Annotated in this window: 11 protein-coding genes; 8 read left to right on the top strand and 3 right to left on the bottom strand. The window is 75.4% G+C overall.

The features are described 5' to 3' along the window. Positions 1-49 precede the first annotated feature (49 nt). Positions 50-1,189, bottom strand: coding sequence for an XdhC family protein (locus tag ACH4S9_RS19695; RefSeq protein WP_398373647.1), 1,140 nt, complete (start codon positions 1,187-1,189; stop codon positions 50-52). Between the two features lie 91 nt (positions 1,190-1,280). Between ACH4S9_RS19695 and ACH4S9_RS19690 the strand changes: the two genes are divergently transcribed. The 5 genes from ACH4S9_RS19690 (at position 1,281) to ACH4S9_RS19670 (ending at position 6,723) form a co-directional block, all read left to right on the top strand. Further along, positions 1,281-1,844: a (2Fe-2S)-binding protein gene (locus ACH4S9_RS19690; protein ID WP_385336708.1), complete on the top strand. Its 564-nt coding sequence runs from the start codon at positions 1,281-1,283 to the stop codon at positions 1,842-1,844. After that, the gene (locus ACH4S9_RS19685) at positions 1,841-2,842 is read left to right on the top strand and encodes a xanthine dehydrogenase family protein subunit M (protein WP_311725362.1); all 1,002 of its coding nucleotides are present in this window, start codon (positions 1,841-1,843) and stop codon (positions 2,840-2,842) included. Before ACH4S9_RS19690 ends, ACH4S9_RS19685 begins: the two co-directional genes overlap by 4 nt. Beyond that, positions 2,839-4,983 carry a xanthine dehydrogenase family protein molybdopterin-binding subunit gene (locus ACH4S9_RS19680; RefSeq protein WP_398373283.1) on the top strand — a complete coding sequence of 715 codons (2,145 nt, stop codon included), beginning with the start codon at positions 2,839-2,841 and terminating at the stop codon, positions 4,981-4,983. Before ACH4S9_RS19685 ends, ACH4S9_RS19680 begins: the two co-directional genes overlap by 4 nt. Positions 4,984-4,993: 10 nt before the next feature. After that, positions 4,994-5,641 (top strand): TetR family transcriptional regulator, encoded by a 648-nt coding sequence (locus ACH4S9_RS19675; protein WP_311725360.1) that lies wholly within the window; start codon positions 4,994-4,996, stop codon positions 5,639-5,641. A 152-nt stretch (positions 5,642-5,793) separates the two neighbouring features. Further along, positions 5,794-6,723 carry a siderophore-interacting protein gene (locus tag ACH4S9_RS19670; protein WP_398373280.1) on the top strand — a complete coding sequence of 310 codons (930 nt, stop codon included), beginning with the start codon at positions 5,794-5,796 and terminating at the stop codon, positions 6,721-6,723. A gap of 22 nt (positions 6,724-6,745) precedes the next feature. On the opposite strand, the gene ACH4S9_RS19665 is transcribed toward ACH4S9_RS19670, so the two are convergent. Then, positions 6,746-10,594, bottom strand: a complete 3,849-nt coding sequence (locus ACH4S9_RS19665; protein WP_398373278.1) for an AfsR/SARP family transcriptional regulator — start codon at positions 10,592-10,594, stop codon at positions 6,746-6,748. A gap of 85 nt (positions 10,595-10,679) precedes the next feature. Here ACH4S9_RS19665 and ACH4S9_RS19660 point away from each other — a divergent pair, with 85 nt between their 5' ends. From ACH4S9_RS19660 to ACH4S9_RS19650, 3 genes are all read left to right on the top strand, one after another. After that, complete coding sequence (locus tag ACH4S9_RS19660; RefSeq protein WP_398373276.1) at positions 10,680-11,333, top strand: LysE family translocator; 654 nt, start codon at positions 10,680-10,682, stop codon at positions 11,331-11,333. A gap of 201 nt (positions 11,334-11,534) precedes the next feature. Then, on the top strand, positions 11,535-12,434 hold the full coding sequence (locus ACH4S9_RS19655; protein WP_398373274.1) for an MBL fold metallo-hydrolase: 900 nt from the start codon (positions 11,535-11,537) through the stop codon (positions 12,432-12,434). 71 nt (positions 12,435-12,505) lie between these two features. Then, positions 12,506-13,912 carry an FAD-binding oxidoreductase gene (locus ACH4S9_RS19650; RefSeq protein ID WP_385336689.1) on the top strand — a complete coding sequence of 469 codons (1,407 nt, stop codon included), beginning with the start codon at positions 12,506-12,508 and terminating at the stop codon, positions 13,910-13,912. On the opposite strand, the gene ACH4S9_RS19645 is transcribed toward ACH4S9_RS19650, so the two are convergent. Continuing rightward, positions 13,909-18,357: an HAD-IC family P-type ATPase gene (locus ACH4S9_RS19645; protein WP_398373272.1), complete on the bottom strand. Its 4,449-nt coding sequence runs from the start codon at positions 18,355-18,357 to the stop codon at positions 13,909-13,911. The genes ACH4S9_RS19650 and ACH4S9_RS19645 overlap by 4 nt on opposite strands. Positions 18,358-18,447 lie beyond the last annotated feature (90 nt).

Below are 18,447 nucleotides of genomic sequence, written 5' to 3'. Positions count from 1 at the left end.
ATCCCAGTCTTCCACGGCCCCCGTAACGGGCTCTCTCTGTAGACGTGCATTACACGTGGTGGATCCTGCCCGTGCGCGAGGTCAGCCGGGCGCCGCTGCCGCCCCAGCGGTCGGCGACGATCTCGGCGGCGATGCTGACCGCGGTCTCCTCGGGGGTGCGGGCGCCGAGGTCGAGGCCGATGGGCGAGGACAGCCGGGCCAGCCGGTCCGCGCCGAGGCCGCGCTCGCGCAGGCGGCGCAGCCGGTCCTCGTGGGTGCGGCGGGAGCCCATGGCGCCGATGTAGCCGAGCGGGAGGCGCAGGGCGCAGTCCAGCAGGGGCACGTCGAACTTGGGGTCGTGGGTGAGGACGCAGACCGCGGTCCGTTCGTCGAGGCGGCCCGCCTCGGCCTCGGCCCGCAGATAGCGGTGTGGCCAGTCGGTCACGACCTCGTGTGCCTCGGGGAAGCGGCGCCGGGTGGCGAAGACGGGGCGGGCGTCGCAGACGGTGACGCGATAGCCGAGGAAGCAGCCGATCCGGGCGAGTGCCGCCGCGAAGTCGACGGCGCCGAAGACCAGCAGCCTGGGCGGCGCGGCGTGGGCGGAGACGAACAGGGTGAGCTCGTCGCCGAGGGGCCGGCCGTCGTAGCCGTGGCGCAGGGTGCCGGTGCGCCCGCCGGCCAGCATGCCGCGCGCGGCCTCGGCGGCGGCCGCGTCCAGCCGCCGGGAGCCGAGCGTGCCGGTGGTGGTGTCGGGGCCGACGACCATGCGGCGGCCGAGCCTGGCCGCGGGGTCGGGGCCGGCCACGGCCACGCAGGTGACTTCGGCCACCGGCGCCCCGGACCGGACCGCCGTGGCCACCTCGCCGAACTCGGGAAAGCCCGTGGGGTCGATCCGCTCCACGTAGACGTCGATGATCCCGCCGCAGGTCAGTCCGACCGCGAACGCGTCGTCGTCGCTCACCCCGTAGCGCTGGAGCACTGGTGTCCCGGAGGCGATGGCCTCCTGGGCCAGTTCGTAGACCGCGCCCTCGACGCAGCCGCCGGAGACGCTGCCGACGGCGGAGCCGTCCGGCCCGACCAGCATGCTCGTGCCCGGCGGCAGGGGTGAGGAGCGCCAGGTGTCCACGACCGTGGCGCGCGCGAAGGGCTCACCCGCGCGCCACCAGCGGTGCGCCTCCTCGACCACGCGCGGCGGGTCGCCCCCCGTCATCTGCGCCCCCGACATCCCCGCCCTCGGCAGTTCGGGCTCTGGCATCGCTGATGTTCCCTCAACTCATGTAAGAGATTGATACATTGGATGTATGAGCCTCTCACATTCGTCTCCGAGTAGCGACATCACCTTGCGGATCAACGGCGAGAAACACGCTCTGACCGTGGACAACCGCACCACCCTGCTCGATGTGCTCCGCGAGCGGCTGGGCCTGACCGGCACGAAGAAGGGGTGCGACCACGGGCAGTGCGGCGCGTGCACCGTCCTGATGGACGGGGACCGGGTGAACAGCTGTCTGATGTTCGCGGTGGCGGCCGAGGGGCGGGACATCGTCTCGATCGAGGGAGTAGCAGATCTGGCAAGCGGCGACGGGCTGCACCCGGTGCAGCGGGCGTTCCTCGACCATGACGGGCTCCAGTGCGGCTACTGCACACCGGGCCAGATCTGCTCGGCGATCGGGGCGCTCGGCGAGGCCCGGCGCGGCTGGCCGAGCCAGGTGACCGAAGACATCGCCTCCGCCGCGGGGGTCGGCGCGCTGGACCACGAGGAGGTCCGCGAGCGGATGAGCGGCAATCTGTGCCGCTGCGGCGCGTACGGCGGCATCGTGGAGGCCGTCCTGGAGGCGGCGGGCACGGACGGGGGCGGCGCGCGATGAGGGAGTTCGCGTACGTACGGGCGGCCGACGCCGACGAGGCGGCCGCGCTGGTGGCGGACCGGCCCGACGCCGTGTACCTGGGCGGCGGCACCAACCTGGTGGACCTGATGAAGCTGGGTGTCGCGGGGCCGGGCCTGGTCGTGGACGTCTCGCGGCTCGACCACGACCGCGTCGAGCACCGCGACGACGGCTCGGCGCTGATCGGCGCCGCGGTGCGCAATGGCGAGCTGGCCGGCGACCCGGGGGTCCGGCGGCGTTTCCCGCTGCTGTCGCAGGCGCTGCTGGCGGGCGCGTCCGGGCAGCTGCGCACGGTGGCCACGGTGGCGGGCAATCTGATGCAGCGCACCCGCTGCGGCTACTTCCAGGACGTGACCAAGCCCTGCAACAAGCGCCGGCCGGGCTCGGGCTGTCCCGCGATCGAGGGCGCGCACCGCGAGCTCGCGATCCTCGGCACCTCCGAACACTGCGTGGCGGGCCACCCGTCCGACATGGCGGTGGCGCTGGTCGCGCTGGACGCGGTGGCGCGGCTGCGGTCGGCGGACGGCGGCGCGCGCACCGTCCCGGTGGAGGAGCTGTATGTGCTGCCCGGCGACACGCCGGAGCGCGAGACCGTGCTGGAACACGGCGATCTGATCACCGCCGTGGAGCTGCCGGCGCCACCGCCGGGCGCGGCGATGGCCTACCGCAAGGTGCGCGACCGCCGCTCGTACGCCTTCGCGCTGGTCAGCGTGGGCGCGGCGGTGAGCGTGGACGAGTCGGGCCGGGTGGCGGACGTACGGATCGCGCTCGGCGGCGTGGCGCCGCGCCCCTGGCGGGCCAGGACGGCGGAGGAGCTGCTGCGGGGGCGGCGCCCGGACGAGGCGACGCTGCGCGAGGCCGCGCGGGCGGAGCTGGCCGCCGCCCGCCCGCTGCCTGACAACGCGTTCAAGGTCGACCTGACCATTGATCTGATCGTCGCCGCCATCCGCGACCTGGTCGCGAGGAAGGACCGCGCATGACCACCGTCGAGCAGACGATCGGCGCCCCGCTGACCCGGGTGGACGGCCCCCAGAAGGTCACCGGGGAGGCGCTGTACTCCTATGAGTTCCCGACCCCCCACATCACCTATGTCTGGCCGGTGCAGTCGACGATCGCCCGCGGCCGGGTGACGGAGGTGGACGCGGCCGCGGCCCTCGCCCTGCCGGGCGTGCTCGCGGTCCTCGACTCCGGCAACGCCCCGCGGCTGAACGCGGACGCCGAGGTCAGCGCCGACCTGTTCGTGCTTCAGTCCCCCGAGGTGGCCTACCACGGGCAGATCGTGGCGGCGGTGGTGGCCACCTCCCTGGAGTCCGCGCGCGAGGCCGCGGCGGCGGTGCGGCTGAGCTACGCGCCCGAGCCGCACGATGTGGTGCTGCGCGCGGACGACGAGGCGGCGTATGTCCCCGAGCGCGTGACCGACGGCGAACCCGGGTTCCAGGAGCGCGGCGATGTGGAGCGCGCCCTGGCGGCCGCCCCGGTGCGCACCGACGCCACGTATTCCACTCCGGTGGAGCATCCGAGCCCGATGGAGCCGCACGCCACCATCGCCTCCTGGCAGGAGGGCCGGCTGACCCTGCACGACTCCAACCAGGGCCCGCGCTTCGCCGCGCAGTTGATGGCCGGGCTGTTCGGGCTCGACCTGGACGCGGTGGAGGTGGTCACCGAACACGTCGGCGGCGGCTTCGGGTCCAAGGGCATTCCGCGCTCACCGGCCGTTCTGGCGGTGCTGGCCGCCCAGGTCGTACGGCGGCCGGTGAAGATCGCGCTGACCCGGCAGCAGATGTTCGCGCTGGTCCCCCACCGGGCGCCGACGATCCAGCGGATCCGGCTCGGGGCCGAGCGGGACGGCCGGCTGACCGCGATCGACCACGAGTCGGTGCAGCCGCGGTCGAGGATGCTGGAGTTCGCCGACCAGACGGTGTCCTCGACGCGGATGATGTACGCGGCGCCGGATGTCCGCACCACCGTGAAGGTGGCGCCGCTGGACATCATGACGCCCGCCTGGTTCCGGGCGCCCGGCCACACCCCGGGCATGTTCGCGCTGGAGTCGGCCATCGACGAGCTGGCCGTCGAGCTGGGCATGGACCCGATCGAGCTGCGCATCCGTAACGAGCCGGAGCTGGACCCGGGCACCGGCAAGCCGTTCAGCAGCCGCAGCCTGGTCGAGTGTCTGCGCGAGGGCGCCGAACGATTCGGCTGGGAGCGGCGCGATCCGGCGCCGGGGGTCCGCCGGGAGGGGCGGTGGCTGGTCGGCACCGGCATGGCCGCCTCGCACCACCCCGACTACACCGCGCCCTCCACGGCCACCGCGCGCGCCGAGCCGGACGGGACCTTCCTGGTCCGGATCGGCGCGGTCGACATCGGTACGGGGGCGCGCACCGCGCTGACGCAGGTGGCGGCGGACGCGCTCGGGGTGTCCCCGACGCGGCTGCGGCTGGAGATCGGCCGGGCGTCGCTGGGCGTGGCGACGTTCGCGGGCGGTTCGATGGGCACGTCCTCGTGGGGCTGGGCCGTCCACAAGGCGTGCCGCGCGCTGGTGGAGGAGATGCGCGGCTACGCGGGTGTCGTCCCGGACGGGGGCCTGGAGGTGGTGGCCGACACCACCGAGGACCTCCAGGAACGGGCGGACCTCTCACGCCACACCTTCGGCGCGCAGTTCGCCCAGGTGCGGGTGGACGCCGACACCGGCGAGATCCGCGTCGACCGGATGCTGGGGGTGTTCGCGGCCGGGCGGATCCTCAGCCCCACCACGGCCCGCTCGCAGTTCCTCGGGGCGATGACGATGGGGCTCTCGATGGCGCTGCTGGAGGTCGGCGAGGTGGACCCGGCGTTCGGCGACTTCGCCAACCACGACTTCGCGGGCTACCACATCGCCGCCCACGCCGACGTCCCGAAGCTGGAGGTGCACTGGCTGGACGAGCGCGACGACCGGCTCAACCCGGTCGGCGGCAAGGGCATCGGCGAGCTGGGCATCGTGGGCGCGGCGGCCGCCATCGCGAACGCCTTCCACCACGCCACCGGCGTGCGGGCGCGGGATCTGCCGATCCGCATCGAGCGGTCGCGCGAGGCCCTGCGGGTCATGCGCGACGGGGCCGGAGAAAACCGAACGGATATCCGATAAGGTCAGCCGGATGGCACACAGCGGGGGCAGGGAACGCGGCGCCTACCACCACGGCGACCTCGCCGCCGCGCTGGTCAGGGCGACACTCGACATAGTCGACGAGGTGGGGGTGCGCGGCTTCTCCGTCGCTGAGGCCGCGCGCCGCACCCGGGTGAGCCCCGGGGCGCCGTACCGCCACTTCGCCGACCGCGACACGCTGTTGGCGGCCGCCGCCCTGGAGGTCTCGCGCAGGCTGCGGACGATCCATCTCCAGGGCATGGCCACGGCCACCTCGCCCCAGGAGCGCCTCGCCATGGTCGCGGGCAGCTATGTGCGCGCGGCGGCCGTCCACCGGGGCGCGTTCGACCTGCTCTTCGCCCCCGGCCTGCGCGTCCACCACCTGGAGCTGCGCGACAGCACCAGGGAGTTCATCGACCTGCTGCTGCCGAGCGCGTTCGACGTGGTGCCGCCGGACCGGGCGGCGAAGGCCGCCGTCGAGCTGCTCGAAGCGCTCTCCGCGCTGGCGCGCGGCTATGTCGCCCTCCTGCTCGACGGAGTATTCGGCGAACCCGATGCGGTGGCGGCGGAGGTCGCCGCCCGCGCCACGCGGGCGGCCCGCGCCATGGTGGACGGATACGGCCTCCCGGACGCGGGGGCTCAGGCGCCCGGCGGATCTTGACGGATACCCCTGGGGCGGGCCGTGTGGTGGTCGGCGGGCTGTAGGCGAGCTGTCGACCGGCTGTAGGGGGCGGCTGGGAGCGTCGTGGACACAGGCGGACACGCCCGGATGTCGTGGCCGCCGTTCACACCCCACTGCCTTCAGGAGGTTCGGTGCAGCAGTCGTTGCCGGTCCGGTTCATCCAGGTCACCGAGGTGCGGCGGATCACCCCGCGCATGGTGCGCGTGACCTTCGGCGGGGACGCCCTCGCCGACTTCGTCTGCGACGCGCCCGACCAGCAGGTCAAGTTGTACTTCCCCAGGCCGGGCCAGTCGGAGCCCCGCCTTCCGGAGCCCGGCCCGGACGGCGACGTGATGCGGTGGTACGAGGCGTACCAGGCGATCCCCGAGGACGAGCGGCCGTGGATGCGGAGCTACACCATCCGGGCGCATCACGCGCACAGCCGGACGCTCGACATCGACTTCGTGCTGCACGGAGCCGGGGACGGGCACGGCGACGGGGGCGGGCATGGCGTCGGGGGCGGGCACAGCGGCGTGGGCCCTGCGACCAGCTGGGCGCTGACGGCCGGGCCCGGCGACACGCTCGGCATGTTCGGCCCGTCGGCGGCCTTCGCCCGCCCCGTGCCGCTCGGCGAGGCCGACTGGACGCTGCTGGCCGGGGACGAGTCCGCGCTGCCCGCGATCGGCACGCTGATCGAGGCGCTGCCCGAGGGCGCCCGCGCGGTGGCGTACATCGAGGTCGCCGACGCGGCCGAGGAGCAGCGCTTCACGACCGCCGGCGAGGTGGAGGTGCACTGGCTGCACCGGAACGGGCGCCCCACCGGGGGCGGTGGGTCGCTGCTCGACGCGGTGCGTTCGGCCGCCTTCCCGCCCGGCTCGGTGTTCGCGTGGCTGGCCGGTGAGGCGGGGGCGGTACGGAGCCTGCGCCGTCATCTGGTGGGCGAGCGCGGCATCGACCGGCGGTCGATCGACTTCACCGGCTACTGGCGGCTGAAGCTCACCCAGGACGACGCCCCGACCGAGGAGGACCTGGCCGAGGCGCGGGAGCGGGTGGCGGACGCGCAGGCCGAGCAGAACGGCTGAGCCGGGCCCGCCCGGCCCGGCGTCACACGAGGGCGGCGGCGTCCCGCACCGCGAGGCCGCCGCCCTCGGCGTAGGCGCGCTCGTACGCCCGCGCGTCCAGCACCCGGCGCAGCTCCGCCTCGGCCCGCTGCCGCACCTCGGCGGCGGCCGAGAGCGTACGGAAGCAGAAGCCCTCCATCACGGGCCCGTGGTCGTAGGCGCCGAGCAGCCGCGCCCCGTCCTCCGCCGCGCCCAGGTGCGCCTTGGCCCAGGCGGCGCTGATGAACTGCTCGGCGACCAGATGCGGGGCGACCAGATACGCCAGGGGCTCCAGCGAGCTCACGGCCCGCCTCAGCCGGCTCCGGGCGCGCTCGTACGCGCCGTCCACGCAGTCCAGCCAGCCGTGCAGGCCCGCCACCATGCCGGTGAGAATCGCGGGGGTGGTGGCCGGAAACGCCTGCTCCAGCAGTTCCAGCTGGTCGCGGGCGGCGCCGGTGCGGCCGGTGCGGCCGAGGTGCTGGACCAGCATCAGCCGCGCCGTGTCCAGGGTCTCCCCGGCATACCGGCCCGACTCCACCACCGCTTGGCGCAGCAGCCGTTCGGCCTCGGCCCGCTCCTCCTCGTCCCGGGCGGTCTCCAGCCGTACGGACGCCAGCCTGGCCTCGAGCGCCGGGACCTGGGGCTGCGCGCCGCCCCGCGCGGAGACCTCGATGGCGCGGGCGAAGTCGGCGGCGGCCTCCTCGTACCGGCCCCGCCACTCGTACGCCTCGCCGCGCGCGGACAGCGACTCCGCGATCCCCCAGGGATCACCGGCCCGTTCGAACTGCCGCAGCGACTGGTCGGCGTCGTCCACCGACCGCTCGGTCCCGCCGGGGCGGCCGTACCGCGTCCTGGCGCGCATCAGCAGGGCGAAGCCGAGCTCCCAGGGGTGCCCCAGCTCCCGGCAACCCCGCACCATGTCGTCCAGCGTCTCGCCGAGGCTCGCGGCCCGGCCGGTGAGCAGCTTGGCGGAGAACCACACGAAGCCCGGCTGGCGGAAGGTCTGCGGCAGGCCCGGCCGGTACGCGTCGACGATCCCGCGCAGATACTCCTGGCCGCCCTCCCGGTCGGCGGAGGCGCCACCGCTCTCTCCGCTGCTCGCGAAGATCAGCAGCCGCACCCCGCGCCGGGCCTCCCACAGCTGCTCCTCGGACCAGGGCGGCGGCCGGTCGGTGCAGGGCTCGGCCAGCGGCACGGCGGGCCGCACGGGCGGGAGGAAGGGGTCGGGGCCGAGCGCGGCGACGGCGGGCGCCCAGGAGCGTACGTCGCCCAGGTGGTTGCGCTGCTGCCAGAACCAGCTCATGGACAGCGCCAGGCACAGCCCCTCCTGCTCCTCCCGCAGCGCCACGGCCCGGCGCAGCGCGGCCCGAAGGTTGTCGTGCTCCGCCTCGAACCGCCCCAGCCACCGGGCCTGTTCCGGGCCGCGCAGCAGCGGGTCGCCGATGCGGACCAGTTCGCGGAAGACGGTCAGATGCCGCCGCTCGACGGCCTCCCGCTCCCCGGCCTCGGCCAGCCGCCGCGCGGCGTACTCGGCGACGGTCTCCAGCAGCCGGTAGCGCATCCCGCCCGGCCCCTCGGGGACGGCGAGCACGAGCGACTTGTCGACGAGGGAGCTCAGGATGTTCAGGGTGTCCAGGGTGTCCAGGGTGTCCAGGGTGTCCTTCGGGGCGGGGTCGGCCCAGTCGCCCGGGGCGTCCCCGGCGCAGACCGCCTCGGCCTCCTCCAGCGCACAGCCGCCCGAGAAGACGGCCAGCCGCCGCAGCACGGTCCGCTCGTCCTCGTCCAGCAGGTCCCAGGACCAGTCCACCACCGCCCGCAGCGTCCGCTGCCGGGGCAGCGCGGTCCGGTGGCCGCCGGTCAGCAGCCGGAAGCGGCTGTCCAGCCGGTCGGCGATCTGGCGCGGGGTCAGCGCCCGCAGCCGGGCCGCGGCCAGCTCGATGGCCAGCGGGAGGCCGTCGAGCCGACGGCAGATCTCCACACAGGCGGGCCGGTCGTCGGCCACGCCGAACCCGGGGCGCACGGCGGCGCCGCGCTCCGCGAGCAGCCGCAGCGCCCACTCGCCCGGCAGCGGCTCGACGGGCCGCGCCCACTCGCCCGGCACGCCCAGCGGCTCCCGGCTGGTGGCCAGCACGGTCACGCCCGGGCAGCCGGTGAGCAGCGACCGGGCCAACTCGGCGGCGGCGCCGATCACATGCTCGCAGTTGTCCAGGACGAGCAGCATCCGACGCCGACCGCAGTGCTCCACCAGTTCGGCAAGCGGCCCCGGCGCGGCGCCCTCGGCCGCCCGCAGCTCCTGGGCGCCGGGCCCCCGCAGCGCCGTGTCGCGCGCCCCGACGGCGGTCAGGACCGCCTCCGGCACGGTCTCCCCGTCCCGTACGGGCGCCAGCTCGGCCAGCCACACCCCGTCGGGCCAGGCCCCGGCCGCCGCCTCGGCGGCCTCCAGGGCCAGCCGGGTCTTCCCGACGCCGCCGGTGCCCATCAGGGTGACCAGGCGCCGGGTGCGCAACTCGCTTGCCAGCTCACCCAGTTCTGCCTCGCGCCCCACGAAGGTGGTGAGCCGGGGCCGCAGATTTCCCGGCCCGCGTTGCCCGCCATCCGCGGCGGGCCCAGCACGCTGGTCGTCCTGCCATGTGCTGTCGGACCCACCGCGCTCCCCGGCACCGCCATCGGCATGCCACGCCATATCGCCTTCGGCGTGCCACGGCTCGCCGCCCGCGCCGCGCCGCTGCGCGCCGCCGCCCCCGCCGAACTCCCGCCCACCGCACGCGCCATCCCGCTCCAGGCCACCCTGCCGGGCGCCCTGTCCCAAAGCGCCCCGCGCGCTGTCACGGCGCCCGCCGCGCTGCCCGCCGTATCCCTGTCCCTGTCCGCCGCGCCCGCTCTGCTCAGGTCGTGGCCAACCGTCGTGCTCCCCGAGCCGTTTCGGGCCGTCCTGCCCGGCGCCCCCCTGCGCACCGTTCCCGGGATGCCGCCCCACACCTCCCGGCCCGCCGCTCCCCCCGCGCCGACCCGAGCCGTCCCGCGCGTCCTGTCGCCACGCACCGCCCCACCCGCCGGACCGTGCCGGGCCCTCCGCGGCGAGCGGGGCCGCGTCCTCGGCGAGCAGTTCGGCGTGCAGGGCGCGCAGCTCGCCGCCCGGATCCGCGCCGAGGCGATCGGCGAGGCGGAGCCGGACCTCCTCGTACGCCTGCAAGGCCTCGGCACGCCGGCCGGCGGCCCGCAGGGCACGTATCCACAGGGCCTGAAGCGGCTCGTCCAGCGGCTCCTGGCCCGCCAGCGCCGCCAGTTCGGCCAGGGCGCCCTCCGCGCCGCCCAGTGCCACCTCCGCCGCCAGGCGGTCACGGCGGGCCTGGGCGTGGCGCCGTTCGGCCCGTATGGCCACGGGTCCGCCGCGTGACGCGGAAGACACGCCTCCGCCCGCGCCCGGGAGGTCCGCGAGCAGCGGCCCGCGCCACAGCTCCAGCGCCTCGTCGAGCAGTGCGGCGGCCAGGCGCGCATCACCCGCGCCGAACGCGGCGGAGCCCTCCGCCGCCAGCCGCTCGAAGCGGAACAGGTCGATATCGTCCTTGTCCGCCACCAGGCGGTAGCCGCCGGGCACCGAGGCCACCGCCTCCTTGCCCAGCGCCCGCCGCAGCCGTCCCACCAGTGCCTGCACCGCTGCCACTTCGTCGGCGGGCGGCGCCTCGTCCTCGCCCCACAGCTCGGCGGCCAGCTGCGCCGTGGACGCCGGCCGGCCGCCGCCCAGGGCCAGCGCGCCCAGCAGCGCCCGCAGCCGGGCGCCGCCGAGCGGCACCTCGGTGCCGTCCGGACGGAGGGCCTGGGTGGCGCCGAGGACGCGGTAGCGGTATTTCACCCGCCCATTGTCACCAACCGACCCGCACCGTCCCGCATCGCGAAATCATTTTCGTCCGGCTCGCGGCCGTGGTGATACTCCGGCCATGGACCTCTCCCTGATCGCCGCCTTCGTGGCGGCCGCGTTCCTGCTCAGCGTCGCCCCAGGCCCGGACATGCTCTTCATCGTGGCCAACGCCACGTCCGGAGGCCGCCGCGCCGGGGTGGTGGCCGCCCTCGGCATGTCGACCGGTCTGGCCGTGCACACGCTCGCCGCGGCGCTCGGCCTGAGCGCGCTGTTCCGGGCCGCCCCTGAGGCGCTGGAGGTGGTGCGGCTGGCGGGCGCGGTGTTTCTGATCTACCTCGCCGTCACCTCCTGGCGGGCAGGTCGCCGTACGCCGGGCGGGGAGCAGGACACTGCCGACGCCACCGCCACCGCGCCCCGGCGGCCGCTGCGCAAGCTCTACCTGATGGCGACGCTGACCAATGTGGCCAATCCCAAGGTCATCCTCTTCTACCTGGCGTTTCTGCCGCAGTTCCTCACCGTGGGCGATGCGGCGTGGCCGGTGTGGCTACAGCTGCTGACCCTGGGCGGGCTGTTCATCATGATCGGGCTGCCGGTGGACGCCACGGTCGGGCTGGCCGCCGGGAGCCTGGCCGACAAGCTCCTCAGCCGGCCCTCGTTCCGCCGCCGGCTGGAGCGGGCGTCGGCCGTGGTCTTCGGCGGTCTCGCCGTCCGTCTGGCGCTCGACAGCCGCTGAGCGGCGAAGCAGGCGACAAGGGAGCGACAAAAGGCGGCGAAATATAGCCGATCTCCTGCCCGTGCCGTGGCTGCTCAGAGTCCCCTCCCCGGAAAACAACAAGGTCCGGCCCCTCTTCCGGTTTTCGTCCGAACCGGGATATCCATGAAGTGAGCGGCCGGACACCGGCCGTGATCGGCGACGTCGGGAGGACCTTCGACCATGAGCGACACAGCGCGGCCGGACGGCGGACAGAACGGCTGGTACGTGGACGACCGCTGCACGAACTGCGATGTGGCCCGGCAGCTCGCCCCCGGGCTGATCGGCGAGGCTGCCGACGGCCGCTCGCGGGTGCTGCGCCAGCCGCGCGACGAGGCCGAGAACAGGCTGCTGCACACCGCCGCGTACGCCTGCCACGTCCGGTCGATCCGCCCGCCGTCCCGGCGGCTCGACCCGGAGCTCGACCCGTTTCCGATGGCCCTGGACGACTCCGTGTACCTGTGCGGACACAACTCCACGCAGACCGCCGCGGCCAATTCCTATCTACTGCGCCGCCCGTCGGGAAACGTCATGGTGGACACGCCGCGCTGGAGCGAGGCGCTGGCGGAGCGGTACGCGGCGCTCGGCCCGGTGACCGAGGTACTGCTCACCCACCGCGACCACGCCGCGCACGGCCGCCGCTGGGCCGACCGCCTCGGCGCCCGGCTGTGGATCCACGAGGGCGACCTCGCCGCCGCCCCGGACGCCGACCGGGTGCTGCGCGGCACCGAGCCGGTCGAGGTCGCCGACGGCCTGGTCGCCCATCCGCTGCCCGGGCACACCGAGGGCAGCGTGCTCTACCTCGCGGACGACCGGTACTGCTTCAGCGGCGACAGCCTGTACTGGTCGCGCACCACGGAGGACATCGAGGTCGTGGAGAGCGTGACCTGGTACTCGATCGAGGAGCTCGCCGCGTCCCTGGCCCGCTCGGCGCCGCACCTGCGCTTCGAGTGGCTGCTGCCCGGCCACGGGGACCGCAGGCGGCTGCCCGCCGACGAAATGACCCGCCGCCTGGCGGGGCTGACGGACCGTGTGCGGGCGCTGCGGCCCCAGCCGATCGACTTCTCCGCCGTCCGCTGGTGACCCGATAGGCTGGAACACAGCATTCCGGCGCTCACGCCACTGCCTCTCCCCCCGCTCCCCAGGAGGGCGGTATGAGCAGATACCCGCAGGTCCGGGGCCGGGCTCGAGCCATCGAGGGGGCGGTCGTCCGGCGGGGCGACCCCGGCTACGAGAAGCTCCGCGCGAGCATGGTGTGGAACGAGCTGACACCGTCCCGGTCCCCGGACGTCATCGTGGTCGCCGCCTCCGAGCGGGACGTTCCCGAAGCGGTGCTGCTGGCCCGCGCGAGCGGCATGCGGATCGCCGTACGGGCGGGCGGGCACAGCTGGTGCGGCTCGTCGCTGCGCGAGGGCGGAATGCTCATCGACCTCTCCGGGCTGCGCCGGTACGTGATCGACCCGGCGGCCCGGACGGCCCATGTGCAGCCGGGGGTCACGGGCGGGGAACTCGCCGCCCGGCTGGCCCGCTACGGCCTCGCGTACGCCACGGGGCACTGCGAGTCGGTGGCGATGGGCGGCTATCTCCTCAGCGGCGGCCTCGGCTGGAACTCCGGAGCCTGGGGCCCGGCCTGCGCGGGCGTCCGGCGCGTCGAGGCCGTCACCGCGGACGGCGAGGTGGTCGGGTGCGACGCCGGGGAGAACGCGGATCTGTTCTGGGCGGCGCGGGGCGCGGGGCCCGGCTTCTTCGCCGTCGTCACCGGCTTCGACCTCGCCCTGCACCCGCTGCCCGGGGCCGTCGCGACGACTTCCTACGCCTTCCCCCTCGCCGACACCGAGGAGGTGGCGGGGCACATCTCCGGGGTTTCGGAGGAGCTCCCGGCCGAGGTGGAGCTGACGATCCAGCTCGCCACGGCCGACCCGGCCGTCTGCCCCGCAGCCCCCAGACCCCCGGTGATCACCGTGTCCGCCGTGGCGTTCGCGGACTCGTGGGAGGAGGCCGTCCGCCTCACCGAGCCCCTGCGGAGCTGCCCCGTCGTGGCACGGGCGCTGTTTCGCCGCGAGAGCGAGCCGGCCTCCTTCGCCACGCTGTCCGGCGGCGCCTCGTCGGCCTGGCCCGCCAAGCACCGCTTCGCGGCGGACACCCTGTGGTCCGACGACGACCTGGGGGCACTGCTGGCCCCGCTCGCCGACGCCATCGCCGCCGCGCCTTCCGGCAAGTCGTCCGTCCTGGCGCCGTTCCGGCCCGCCTCCCGGGACGAGCGGCTGCTGGGCGACATGGCGTTCTCGGTCCTCGGCAGGTCGTACGTCGTGCCGTACGCGGTGTGGGACGACCCGGGCCGGGACGGGGCGAATGCGCGGTGGCTGCGGGAGGCGATGCGCCGGGTGGAGCCGCTGGGCGCCGGGCACTACATCGCCGAGGCCGACCTCACCGCCGCCCCCAACCGCGCCGAGCGGTCGTACACCCCGGCCGACTGGCGGCGGCTGCGGGAGGTACGGGCGCGGTACGACCCCGACGGCGCCTTCCACTCGTACCTGGGCCCGGGCCCAGCCCCGCTCTAGTCCGACAGCGTGCGCATCAGCGGGGTCAGCGCCGCGCCGACCAGGGTGGCCGTGGCGATCGAGCCGAGGGTGATGCCCCATGCCACGGGCCCCAGCGGGGTGGAGCCGAAGAACTGGCTGACGCCCGGCGTCTGGACGATGCCCGCGAGGACGGCGGCGGAGCCGAGCCCCGCGATCAGGACGTGCCGGTCCAGGCCGCCGGTGGCCAGGGTCTGGGCGAGCTGGGTGCCGACCAGGGCGACGAGCGCGACCGTGCTCGCGCGGCGTCCCCGGCCGGTGAGCCGCGCGCCGGTCCAGGCCATGCCCGCACCGAGGGCCGTGATGACGCCGCGCAGCAGCATCTCGTGGGTCAGGGCGGTGCCGAGGGAGCGGTGCGGCCCTTCGCGCAGCAGCCGCTCGCCGGTGTGGCCGGTCGGCTCGCGCACCGCGATGGCGAGCGCGGGCGCGAGGTCGGTGAGCAGGTTGACCAGCATGATCTGCCGGGCGCTCAGCGGTGTGCCGCCGGTGAGCGCGGCGGTGACCACGCTGAAGGTGACCTCCCCGAGGTTGCCGCCGATGAGGATGGCGAGCGCGGCCCGCACCGAGGCCCACATGGCCCGCCCCTCCATCAGCGCCGAGACGATGGTCTCCAGGCGGTCGTCGCCGACGACCAGGTCGGCCGCGGCGGTGGCGGCGGGCGTGCCGCGCCGGCCGAGGGCGATCCCGATGTCCGCGAGGCGGATGGCGGGCGCGTCGTTGGCCCCGTCGCCGGTCATCGCCACGACCCGCCCCAGGCGCTGGTAGGCCTGGACGATGCGGACCTTGTGGTGCGGGCTGCACCGGGCGATCACATCGACGGTGGGCAGCAGTTCGTCGAGGGCCGCGTCGTCGAGCTCGTCCAGCTCGGGCCCCGTGCACACCTTCGGCTCCGGGACGTCGCTGACGGTCGCCGCGATGGCGTCCGCGGTGGCCGGGTGGTCGCCGGTGAGCATCACCGTGTGCACGCCCGCCTCGTGGAGCCGCCTGGTGGCGGGGGCGGCGCTGGTGCGGACCGGGTCGGCCAGCGCGATGAACCCGAGGAACACCAGGTCCCGCACGGTCTCGTCGGTGAGCTCCTCGTCGTCCGCCATGGGGCGCTCGGCCACGGCCAGCACCCGGCGGCCGGCCCCGGCGAGCTCCTCGGCGCGGCCGGTGAGCTGCTCGACGGCGGCGGGGTCCAGCGGGGCCTCCGCGTCCCGGGTCCGCCGGCGGGCGCAGCGGCGCAGCACGTTCTCCGGTGCGCCCTTCACGCTCAGGACCAGGCCGTGCGAGTCGCGCCCGGCGGTGGCGTGATAGGCCCGGGACGGCTCGAAGGGCAGGGCGTCGGTGCGCCGCCAGCGGGGGGCGCCGTGTCGTACGGCGACGCGCGCGCGGCGGGCTCCGGCCATCACCGCGCGGTCGGTCTGGTGGGCCATGGGTTCCGCCTGCCGGGCGGGCGGGGTGGCGCGCAGCGCGGCGGCGAGCACCGCCTTGCGCGGGTTGTCCAGCCGGTCGGCGGGAAGTTCGACCTCCCCGTCGCCGACGGCCGCGAGTTGCAGATTGCCCTCCGTGAGGGTGCCGGTCTTGTCGAAGCACAGGACATCGGCGCGGCCGAGCGCCTCGATGGTGCGGGGGTTGCGCACCAGCGCGCCGAGGTCGGCCAGGCGGCGGGCGGCGGCGAGCTGGGCCACGTTGACCAGGAACGGCAGCCCTTCGGGTACGGAGGCGACGGCGAGGTTCACCGACTGGGCGAGCGTGTCGGTCAACTTGCGGCCGTGCAGCAGCCCGGCCACGGACACCGCGGACGCGGAGCCGAGGGCGATGGGCAGGCTGGCCCGGGTGAGCTTGGTCAGCCGGGCCTCCACGCCGGTGACGGGCGCGGCCTGACGCGCGGTGGCGAGGCTGCGGCCGACCTCGGTGGAGGTGCCGGTGGCCACCACGACGGCCACCGCCCGCCCGGCGGAGACGGTGGTGCCCTCATAGAGCATCGAGCGGCGCCCGGTGATGTGCGCGGCGGTCACCGGCGCCGGATCCTTGGGCACGGGAAGGGACTCGCCGGTCAGCGAGGACTCGTCGACCTCGACGCCCTCGGCCTCCAGCAGCCGGCAGTCGGCGGGCACCACGTCCTCGGGGCGCAGCGCGATGATGTCGCCGGGCACCAGGTCCCCGGCGGCGACCAGCCGCTCGGTGCCGCCGCGGTGTACCCGCGCGCCGATGGCCGAGCGGGAGAACAGCTCCGCCAGGGCACGCTCGGTCCTGACCCGCTGGACCCCGCCGACCAGCGCGGAGGTGCCGGTGATCGCGGCCACCAGCGCGGCGTCGGTGCGCGATCCCACGGCCGCGGCGAGCGCGGCCCCGGCGGCGAGCACCGGGGTGAGGGGGTTGGCCAGCTCCTCGATGAACGCCGAGGGCAGGCTGGTACCGGTCGGCTCACCGGCGCTCGGGGCGCCGCGGGCACGGGTGGCGGCCTCGGCGGTGGTGAGCCCCTCGGTCCGGGTGCCCAGGCGTTCCAGGACGCGCCGGACGGGCATCAGATGCCAGGGGACGGAGGTCACCGGCGGCGCCAGGGGGCGCGCTATCAGTTGCTGGGCGCGCCAGTTGCCCATGCAGAAGGCGATGGTCCCGGCGACGTTGCTGGCGCCAGTGGCGCGCGCGGCGGACTGCCGGCGGGGGGCCTTGAGGGCGGCGACGGCGCCGACGCCGCTGCCGCCCGCCGCGAGCATGGCGCTGTCCCGGTCGACCCGGGCAGCCACCCCGACCGCGTCCACGATCACCCCGGCCGACTCCAGGTCCGCGCCGACCAGCAGATGCGCTCCCCAGGCCGGGGGCTCGCCCTCGCGGTGGGTGCCGATGCCGCAGTCGGCGGCGCCCAGCGCCCGGCGGTTGCCGGACAGCAGCAGCACCACCGCACCGTCCGCCTGGAATGCGCGCACCGAGGCCACGAGGCGCCCTCCGGCGGGCACCACCGCGTCGGCGAAGGCGAACGCCGGGTGCGGCCGATCGGTGGCCAGGACGACGCGGGCGCCCGCCCGGCGGGCGGCGGCCGCCACGGCCTCGGCGCCCGGGGCGGTCTGCGCGGCCAGCCCCACCACGGCCCGCAGACGGCTCCCCTTGGCCAGGCCGAGGACGCGCTCGCTGCCCTTGCCGCGCAGCCTGGCGGCGGCCTGGCCGCCCGTACGGCCCGTCAGGTCGAGCCGGTCCGGCGGCCCCAGCGCCCAGCCCTGGCCGTTGCGGCGGACTTCGAGAGGGCCGTCGGAGTCGAAGAGTTCGAACAGCCGCTCGGCGACCTGCGGGGCCTCGGCCCCGCCGAGCACTTCCATGTCGATGGGCTCGTACCGGTCGCCGCGCAGCGCCTCCTCGTCCAGCACCACGGTGTCGACCTGGCCGAGCCGCCGCAGCGCGCCGCGGTCCATGGCCACCACGCCGCGCAGCGCGAGGAAGCGGCCGAGGTTGGTCGCGAAGCCCTCCCTGCCCGCCCCCGGCGCCTTGGGGATGGAGGCCAGCGCCACGGCCAGGCCGCGGCGGGGGCCGGCGAACGGCACGGCGAGGGCGCCGGCGACCGCCCCGGCCCGCAGGGACCGCTCCGCGTAACGCGTGGTCGCGTCCCTCGGGGGCGGTCCGGGGCGCTCGACGACGATCGGCTCGGCCACGACGTCCCGCGGCCCGTGCACCAGCCGCGGCTCCGCCGCCTCCCATGCCTCGCTCTCCGCGGCGGCCTCCCGCCACTGCGCCAGGCGCTCGATCACGTCCAGCGCGAGCCCTCCGCCGCGGGTGGCCACGCCCTGGGTCAGGGCGCTCATCGCGGTCAGAACCGAGTCGGCCCGTTCTGCGCCGCCGATCGCCGCGGCCAGCCGGCGGATCCGGGGGTGGTGCTGGAGCAGGGAGGCCAGCGCGCCCACCTCGTGGGGCAGTTTGAGCCAGGGGGCCAGGCGCAGCGCGGTGGCCAGCGTCAGACCCACGGCGTCCGCGGTCAGCGCGGACACGGACTCGGGCGTGTTGGGCCCCTCGGACGGGTGCTGCGGCTCCGGGAGCCACTCGTCGAACTCCCCCGCGACGGCGGCTGCCAGTTCCTCGGCCTGCTCGACCAGGGCGACCAGCTCGGACTCGCGCGGCGGCGGGGAGGAGACCGACACCACGACGCGTTCGGAGGGCGCGTTGACCCGCGCCCACCGGACGCGGGGGTGTGACTCGAGCGCTCTCTCCACGCGGTGGCCCACGCGCTCGCCCCCGATGCCGTGCACCCCCCGGACCTCGATATAGCAGCGCCCGGGGTGGGACCACACCCCGCGCCGCGGCAGCCTGGCCAGCCGCCCGACCAGCCCGGCCGCGCCGCGCACGCCGGCGGTCACGCCGCTGGTGAGCGGCGTCAGCAGCGGGGTGACCACCGGGATGCGCAACCCTGGCAGCCCCGGCAGTCCTGACAGCCCCGAACGTGATGACGCTGACATCGACGCGGCCTCCCTAGACGTCGCCCGGCAGCCGCCCCCATTCGGCGGAAGATGAATCCCGATTACCCTGAAAAGTGAGTAATTACCGAA

Source organism: Streptomyces sp. NPDC021225, assembly GCF_044332865.1.
Taxonomy (GTDB): Bacteria; Actinomycetota; Actinomycetes; order Streptomycetales; family Streptomycetaceae; genus Streptomyces.
Note: the sequence above shows the minus strand (reverse complement) of the source record. Positions and strands in the feature narration are given on the sequence as shown.